The 7,903-nt window shown below is 49.3% G+C and carries 8 protein-coding genes and 2 pseudogenes; 6 read left to right on the top strand and 4 right to left on the bottom strand.

Translation table 11 applies throughout. The features are described from left to right. The coding region (locus tag FC814_RS23430) for an IS1 family transposase (RefSeq protein ID WP_071528444.1) at positions 1 to 62 on the top strand (62 nt) is incomplete at its 5' end. Between the two features lie 16 nt (positions 63 to 78). On the opposite strand, the pseudogene FC814_RS04040 reads toward FC814_RS23430, so the two are convergent. Together FC814_RS04040 and FC814_RS04035 are read right to left on the bottom strand one after the other, a co-directional pair. Beyond that, positions 79 to 303, bottom strand: a pseudogene (locus FC814_RS04040) (DUF3944 domain-containing protein); the annotation flags it as partial. A gap of 26 nt (positions 304 to 329) precedes the next feature. Beyond that, on the bottom strand, positions 330 to 734 hold the full coding sequence (locus FC814_RS04035; protein ID WP_137325556.1) for a DUF2541 family protein: 405 nt from the start codon (positions 732 to 734) through the stop codon (positions 330 to 332). A 375-nt stretch (positions 735 to 1,109) separates the two neighbouring features. Between FC814_RS04035 and dnaK the strand changes: the two genes are divergently transcribed. Together dnaK and dnaJ are read left to right on the top strand one after the other, a co-directional pair. Further along, entirely contained in the window at positions 1,110 to 3,026 is a 1,917-nt protein-coding gene (gene dnaK, locus FC814_RS04030) for a molecular chaperone DnaK (RefSeq protein WP_059222122.1), read from the top strand. A gap of 88 nt (positions 3,027 to 3,114) precedes the next feature. Beyond that, on the top strand, positions 3,115 to 4,245 hold the full coding sequence (dnaJ, locus tag FC814_RS04025) for a molecular chaperone DnaJ (RefSeq protein ID WP_001118464.1): 1,131 nt from the start codon (positions 3,115 to 3,117) through the stop codon (positions 4,243 to 4,245). Positions 4,246 to 4,350: 105 nt separating this feature from the next. Here the strand turns inward: dnaJ and mokC are convergent, their stop codons facing one another. Beyond that, positions 4,351 to 4,503: a type I toxin-antitoxin system toxin MokC gene (mokC, locus tag FC814_RS04020; protein WP_137325555.1), complete on the bottom strand. Its 153-nt coding sequence runs from the start codon at positions 4,501 to 4,503 to the stop codon at positions 4,351 to 4,353. A gap of 584 nt (positions 4,504 to 5,087) precedes the next feature. On the opposite strand from mokC, the gene nhaA reads away from it, so the two are divergent. Together nhaA and nhaR are read left to right on the top strand one after the other, a co-directional pair. Then, positions 5,088 to 6,254 carry a Na+/H+ antiporter NhaA gene (gene nhaA / locus FC814_RS04015; RefSeq protein WP_137325554.1) on the top strand — a complete coding sequence of 389 codons (1,167 nt, stop codon included), beginning with the start codon at positions 5,088 to 5,090 and terminating at the stop codon, positions 6,252 to 6,254. 59 nt (positions 6,255 to 6,313) lie between these two features. Continuing rightward, positions 6,314 to 7,219 (top strand): transcriptional activator NhaR, encoded by a 906-nt coding sequence (gene nhaR, locus FC814_RS04010; RefSeq protein WP_000062880.1) that lies wholly within the window; start codon positions 6,314 to 6,316, stop codon positions 7,217 to 7,219. A gap of 95 nt (positions 7,220 to 7,314) precedes the next feature. On the opposite strand, the gene rpsT is transcribed toward nhaR, so the two are convergent. Further along, complete coding sequence (gene rpsT / locus FC814_RS04005; protein ID WP_001274021.1) at positions 7,315 to 7,578, bottom strand: 30S ribosomal protein S20; 264 nt, start codon at positions 7,576 to 7,578, stop codon at positions 7,315 to 7,317. 102 nt (positions 7,579 to 7,680) lie between these two features. On the opposite strand from rpsT, the pseudogene FC814_RS04000 reads away from it, so the two are divergent. Beyond that, positions 7,681 to 7,898 (top strand): annotated as a pseudogene (locus FC814_RS04000) (DUF2575 domain-containing protein). Positions 7,899 to 7,903 lie beyond the last annotated feature (5 nt).

Genomic DNA, 7,903 nt, shown 5'->3' with positions numbered 1-7,903 from the left:
AATCGGTGGAGCTGCATGACAAAGTCATCGGGCATTATCTGAACATAAAACACTATCAATAAGTTGGAGTCATTACCCGCCGCCGAAATGTTGTAATTCTCCGGCAATTAGCTGCCAGTTGCGGCGATGCTGCTCTGGATGCCCTTCCATCGATTTAAACAGTTCGTTGCGCATTAATACGCTGGACAGGCGGGTTTTGCCTTTTTCATTATGAGTGAGTAAGCGGGTAAAGTTTGCCAGCTGTTCTTCGCTGCAATGCTGTAGAAAATCTAAGTCCGAATCATGTAGATAATTGACGTTCATGTCATTGTGGCTTCTGTATTAAAAGATTAGTCGTCGCCGATAATTTTCAGCGTGGCCATATCCGATGAGTTCACCGTATGACCGGAAAAGGTGATTTTTGACACGCAGCGTTTGTTGTCGTTATCGCTGTTAATGTTGATCCAGCCGGTGGTTTGCCCTTCTTTGATTTCAGCCGGAATGTTCAGGCTTTGGCTGGCGCTACGGGCTGCTTTGAAATAAACCGACGTGGCGCTTAACTGTAAATCGCCATGATCGGCAGTGAGTTGTATGCGTTTTACAATGCGGCAAACGGGGAGTTTCAACGTCAGATCGTTGGTTTCGTTACGCGGCATGGCAATGACGCCGAGGATTTTATGGTCGTTGGCCTGCGCGGTGCAGCACAGCATCAGGCCGAGCACGAGGGTGGCGGAAATCATAAAAATGGATTTCATGAAGATTCTCTTAGCGGGGAGCAGTCGGGGGAAGAATAGCCACTAGTTTACTGCTGACGAAAAGAAGATTCAGGTGCGTAATCTTTTCTTTTTATTACAATTTTTTAGTGAATGATTTGTGTGAAATTCATTTTTTACGTGAATATTATTGCTCCCTTTTTTTCACTTCTTCCGGCATATCGTGAAATTTCTGCGCAAAAGCACAAAAAATTTTTGCATCTCCCCCTTGATGACGTGGGTTACGACCCCATTTAGTAGTCAACCGCAGTGAGTGAGTCTGCAAAAAAATGAAATTGGGCAGTTGAAACCAGACGTTTCGCCCCTATTACAGACTCACAACCACATGATGACCGAATATATAGTGGAGACGTTTAGATGGGTAAAATAATTGGTATCGACCTGGGTACTACCAACTCTTGTGTAGCGATTATGGATGGCACCACTCCTCGTGTGCTGGAGAACGCCGAAGGCGATCGCACCACGCCTTCTATCATTGCCTATACCCAGGATGGTGAAACTCTGGTTGGTCAGCCGGCTAAACGTCAGGCAGTGACGAACCCGCAAAACACCCTGTTTGCGATTAAACGCCTGATTGGCCGCCGCTTCCAGGACGAAGAAGTGCAGCGTGATGTTTCCATCATGCCGTTCAAAATTATTGCTGCTGATAACGGCGACGCATGGGTCGAAGTTAAAGGCCAAAAAATGGCACCGCCGCAGATCTCTGCTGAAGTGCTGAAAAAAATGAAGAAAACTGCAGAAGATTACCTGGGCGAACCGGTAACTGAAGCAGTTATCACCGTACCGGCATACTTTAACGATGCTCAGCGTCAGGCAACCAAAGACGCAGGCCGTATCGCTGGTCTGGAAGTAAAACGTATCATCAACGAACCGACCGCTGCTGCACTGGCTTACGGTCTGGACAAAGGTACTGGCAACCGTACTATCGCGGTTTATGACCTGGGTGGTGGTACTTTCGATATTTCTATTATCGAAATCGACGAAGTTGACGGCGAAAAAACCTTCGAAGTTCTGGCAACCAACGGTGATACCCACCTGGGTGGTGAAGACTTCGACAGCCGTCTGATCAACTACCTGGTTGAAGAATTCAAGAAAGATCAGGGCATTGACCTGCGCAACGATCCGCTGGCAATGCAGCGCCTGAAAGAAGCGGCAGAAAAAGCGAAAATCGAACTGTCTTCCGCTCAGCAGACCGACGTTAACCTGCCGTACATCACCGCAGATGCGACTGGTCCGAAACACATGAACATCAAAGTGACTCGTGCAAAACTGGAAAGCCTGGTCGAAGACCTGGTGAACCGTTCCATCGAGCCGCTGAAAGTTGCTCTGCAGGATGCTGGCCTGTCCGTATCTGATATCGACGATGTTATCCTCGTTGGTGGTCAGACTCGTATGCCAATGGTTCAGAAGAAAGTTGCTGAGTTCTTTGGTAAAGAGCCGCGTAAAGACGTTAACCCGGACGAAGCTGTGGCAATCGGTGCTGCCGTACAGGGTGGTGTACTGACTGGCGACGTGAAAGACGTACTGCTGCTGGACGTTACCCCGCTGTCTCTGGGTATCGAAACCATGGGTGGTGTGATGACGACGCTGATCGCGAAAAACACCACTATCCCGACCAAGCACAGCCAGGTGTTCTCTACCGCTGAAGACAACCAGTCTGCGGTAACCATCCACGTGCTGCAGGGTGAACGTAAACGTGCGGCTGATAACAAATCTCTGGGTCAGTTCAACCTGGATGGTATCAACCCGGCTCCGCGCGGTATGCCGCAGATCGAAGTTACCTTCGATATCGATGCTGACGGTATCCTGCACGTTTCCGCGAAAGACAAAAACAGCGGTAAAGAACAGAAGATCACCATCAAGGCTTCTTCTGGTCTGAACGAAGATGAAATCCAGAAAATGGTACGCGACGCGGAAGCTAACGCCGAAGCAGACCGTAAGTTTGAAGAGCTGGTACAGACTCGCAACCAGGGCGACCATCTGCTGCACAGCACCCGTAAGCAGGTTGAAGAAGCAGGCGACAAACTGCCGGCTGACGACAAAACTGCTATCGAGTCTGCGCTGACTGCACTGGAAACTGCTCTGAAAGGTGAAGACAAAGCCGCTATCGAAGCGAAAATGCAGGAACTGGCACAGGTTTCCCAGAAACTGATGGAAATCGCCCAGCAGCAACATGCACAGCAGCAGACTGCCGGTGCTGATGCTTCTGCAAACAACGTGAAAGATGACGATGTTGTCGACGCTGAGTTTGAAGAAGTCAAAGACAAAAAATAATCGCCCTATAAACGGGTAATTATACTGACACGGGCGAAGGGGATTTTCCTCTCCGCCCGTGCATTCATCTAGGGGCAAATCAAAAAAAATGGCTAAGCAAGATTATTACGAGATTTTAGGCGTTTCCAAAACAGCGGAAGAGCGTGAAATCAAAAAGGCCTATAAACGCCTGGCCATGAAATATCACCCGGACCGTAACCAGGGTGACAAAGAGGCCGAGGCGAAATTTAAAGAGATCAAGGAAGCTTATGAAGTTCTGACCGACTCGCAAAAACGCGCGGCATATGATCAGTACGGTCATGCGGCATTTGAGCAAGGCGGCATGGGCGGCGGCGGTTTTGGCGGTGGCGCAGACTTCAGCGATATTTTTGGTGACGTTTTCGGCGATATTTTTGGCGGCGGACGTGGTCGTCAACGTGCGGCGCGTGGTGCTGATTTACGCTATAACATGGAGCTCACCCTCGAAGAAGCTGTACGTGGCGTGACCAAAGAGATCCGCATTCCGACTCTGGAAGAGTGTGACGTTTGCCACGGTAGCGGTGCAAAACCAGGTACGCAGCCGCAGACCTGTCCGACCTGTCATGGTTCTGGTCAGGTGCAGATGCGCCAGGGCTTCTTTGCCGTGCAGCAGACCTGTCCGCACTGTCAGGGGCGCGGTACGCTTATCAAAGATCCGTGCAACAAATGCCATGGTCATGGTCGTGTTGAGCGTAGCAAAACGCTGTCCGTTAAAATCCCGGCAGGGGTGGACACTGGAGACCGCATCCGTCTTGCGGGCGAAGGTGAAGCAGGCGAGCATGGCGCACCGGCAGGCGATCTGTACGTTCAGGTTCAGGTTAAACAGCACCCGATTTTCGAGCGTGAAGGCAACAACCTGTATTGTGAAGTCCCGATCAACTTCGCTATGGCGGCGCTGGGCGGCGAAATCGAAGTGCCGACCCTTGATGGTCGCGTCAAGCTGAAAGTGCCTGGCGAAACCCAGACCGGTAAGTTGTTCCGTATGCGCGGTAAAGGCGTTAAGTCTGTTCGCGGCGGTGCACAGGGCGATTTGCTGTGTCGCGTTGTCGTCGAAACGCCGGTAGGTCTGAACGAGAAGCAGAAACAGCTGCTGCAAGAGCTGCAAGAAAGCTTCGGTGGCCCAACCGGCGAGCACAACAGCCCACGCTCGAAGAGTTTCTTTGATGGCGTGAAGAAGTTTTTTGACGACCTGACTCGCTAATTTTCCCAAAGGCCTGCCCGTGGGCAGGCCAGCGTAAAAAAATAGGGTGCGTTGAAGATATGCGGGCACCTGTAAAGTGGCGGGGATCGCTCCCCGCCGTTGCTCTTACTTGGATTCGTAAGCCGTGAAAACAGCAACCTCCGTCTGGCCAGTTCGGATGTGAACCTCACAGAGGTCTTTTCTCGTTACCAGCGCCGCCACTACGGCGGTGATACAGATGACGATCAGGGCGACTATCATCGCCTTATGCTGCTTCATTGCTCTCTTCTCCTTGACCTTACGGTCAGTAAGAGGCACTCTACATGGGTCTGCATATAGGGGGCCTCGGGTTGATGGTAAAATATCACTCGGGGCTTTTCTCTATCTGCCATCCAGCTAATGCCTGAGACAGACAGCCTCAAGCACCCGCCGCTATTATACTGCTCTCTTTAATCCATTCTGTTTTATCGATTCTAATCCTGAAGACGCCTCGCATTTTTATGGCGTAATTTTTTTAAGGATTCAATCAGTTAACTTTGATTTAGCTTTTTATTGCGATTATTGACGATAAATTGGAGATATTTGAAATATCGCCTTAACAAACAGCTCCGGTTTATTGCAAATTAATTATTACTTATTCCGAATAAACCCCTCAGAAATCTTGACATTAAGCTATGATTATCAGGGCTTGAGGTCATCAGCCACCGCTTTCGGGCGCCAAAAACACTCCCTCTGCTGGTGACGCAATCTTCTTTATAGATCGTTAAAAGCGAATTGTTCCTACACTATAATCTGATTTTAACGATGATTCGTGCAGAGTAAAATAGTAAAAACGATCTATTCACCTGAAAGAGAAATAAAAAGTGAAACATCTGCATCGATTCTTTAGCAGTGATGCCTCGGGAGGCATTATTCTCATCATTGCCGCTGTTCTGGCGATGATTATGGCCAATAGCTGTGCAACCAGTGGATGGTATCACGACTTTCTTGAGACGCCGGTTCAGCTGCGGGTAGGTTCTCTTGAAATCAATAAAAACATGCTGTTATGGATAAATGACGCGCTAATGGCGATATTTTTCCTGTTAGTTGGTCTGGAAGTTAAACGCGAGCTGATGCAAGGATCGTTGGCCAGTTTGCGCCAGGCTGCGTTTCCGGTTATTGCCGCAATCGGCGGGATGATTGTCCCGGCATTGCTCTATTTGGCCTTTAACTACGCCGATCCTATCACTCGTGAAGGGTGGGCAATCCCGGCGGCGACTGATATTGCCTTTGCCCTCGGTGTCCTGGCGTTATTGGGAAGCCGTGTACCGTTAGCACTGAAGATTTTTTTGATGGCGCTGGCTATTATCGACGATCTTGGAGCCATCATTATCATCGCCTTGTTTTACACTAATGACTTGTCAATGGCCTCTCTTGGCGTTGCTGCTGTAGCAATTGCGGTGCTCGCGGTGCTGAACATTTGTGGTGTTCGCCGCACGGGAGTTTATATTCTGGTCGGCGTGGTGTTGTGGACTGCAGTGTTGAAATCAGGCGTCCACGCAACGCTGGCAGGCGTCATTGTCGGTTTCTTTATTCCATTGAAAGAGAAGCATGGTCGTTCTCCGGCGAAGCGCCTGGAGCATGTATTGCATCCGTGGGTGGCTTATCTGATTTTGCCGTTGTTTGCTTTTGCCAATGCCGGCGTTTCTCTGCAAGGCGTGACGCTGGATGGCCTGACCTCCATCCTGCCATTAGGGATCATCGCCGGTTTGCTGATTGGCAAGCCGTTGGGTATTAGTTTGTTCTGCTGGCTGGCGCTGCGTTTGAAACTGGCGCATTTGCCGGAGGGAACCACTTATCAGCAAATTATGGCGGTTGGTATCCTGTGCGGTATCGGTTTTACTATGTCTATCTTTATCGCCAGCCTGGCTTTTGGTAGCGTAGATCCAGAACTGATTAACTGGGCGAAATTGGGCATTCTGGTTGGCTCAATCTCTTCGGCGGTAATTGGATATAGCTGGTTACGCATTCGTTTACGTCCATCAGTTTGACAGGACGATGTTCCGGGGAGCCATAAATGGCTCCCTTTTCATTCTTATCAGGGAGAGAAATGAGCATGTCTCATATCAATTACAACCACTTGTATTACTTCTGGCATGTCTACAAAGAAGGCTCTGTGGTTGGCGCAGCGGAGGCGCTTTATTTAACACCACAAACCATTACCGGACAGATCCGGGCGCTGGAAGAGCGCCTGCAAGGGAAATTATTTAAGCGTAAAGGACGCGGTCTGGAACCCAGTGAACTGGGGGAACTGGTCTATCGCTATGCCGATAAAATGTTCACGTTAAGCCAGGAAATGCTGGATATCGTCAACTATCGCAAAGAGTCCAACTTATTATTTGATGTTGGTGTGGCAGATGCCCTTTCCAAACGCCTGGTCAGCAGTGTTCTGGATGCAGCCGTTGTAGAAGACGAGCAGATCCATCTACGCTGTTTCGAATCGACGCACGAGATGCTGTTAGAGCAGTTGAGTCAGCATAAGCTGGATATGATCATCTCTGACTGTCCGATCGACTCCACCCAACAAGAAGGGCTGTTTTCCATGAAAATTGGCGAGTGTGGCGTCAGTTTCTGGTGTACTAACCCGCTGCCGGAAAAGCCGTTTCCTGCCTGTCTGGAAGAGCGTCGTTTACTTATTCCGGGGCGTCGCTCAATGTTGGGACGCAAGCTATTAAACTGGTTTAACTCTCAGGGCTTAAACGTTGAAATTCTGGGGGAGTTTGATGATGCGGCGTTGATGAAAGCCTTTGGGGCGACGCATAACGCTATTTTCGTTGCGCCTTCGCTATATGCCAATGATTTTTATAATGATAACTCGGTTGTGGAGATTGGGCGAGTTGAGAACGTCATGGAAGAGTACCATGCGATTTTTGCCGAAAGGATGATTCAACACCCTGCGGTACAGCGTATTTGCAATGCCGATTACTCTGCGCTGTTTACGCCAGCCGCGAAATAACTATTCGTACTTTGCAGGCTGCAGTTTTGGCCTGCTGGAGACATAAAAAAACCCGCTTACGCGGGTTTTTTTACAAAGCTGACAACAAAAGGCGATTAAGCCAGTTTGTTGATCTGCGCAGTCAGGTTAGCCTTATGACGTGCAGCTTTGTTTTTGTGGATCAGACCTTTAGCAGCCTGACGGTCCACGATCGGTTGCATTTCGTTAAATGCTTTCTGTGCAGCAGCTTTGTCGCCAGCTTCGATAGCTGCGTATACTTTCTTGATGAAAGTACGCATCATAGAGCGACGGCTTGCGTTGTGCTTACGAGCCTTTTCAGACTGAATGGCGCGCTTCTTAGCTGATTTGATATTAGCCAAGGTCCAACTCCCAAATGTGTTCTATATGGACAATTCAAAGGCCGAGGAATATGCCCTTTTAGCCTTCTTTTGTCAATGGATTTGTGCAAATAAGCGCCGTTAATATGGCGGCGCTCGTTACGTAGTGATGGCGCAGGATTCTACCAGCTTGCGTGGTGTGAATACAGCTTTTCCGCGATAAAATTGCAGCAGGTCGTTAGTTTCTTACCGTGATTTGCGCCATGGCAATGAAAAGCCACTTCTTTCTGATTTCAGTACTCAATCGCCGGTTAACCTTGACCGCTGTACAAGGTATACTCGGACGATTTTCACTGTTTTGAGCCAG

Origin of the sequence: Escherichia sp. MR (genome assembly GCF_005280595.1) — a bacterium.
Lineage (GTDB): Bacteria > Pseudomonadota > Gammaproteobacteria > Enterobacterales > Enterobacteriaceae > Escherichia > Escherichia ruysiae.
The sequence above is the reverse complement of the archived record's forward strand: the minus strand, read 5'-3'. Positions and strand labels throughout refer to the sequence as shown.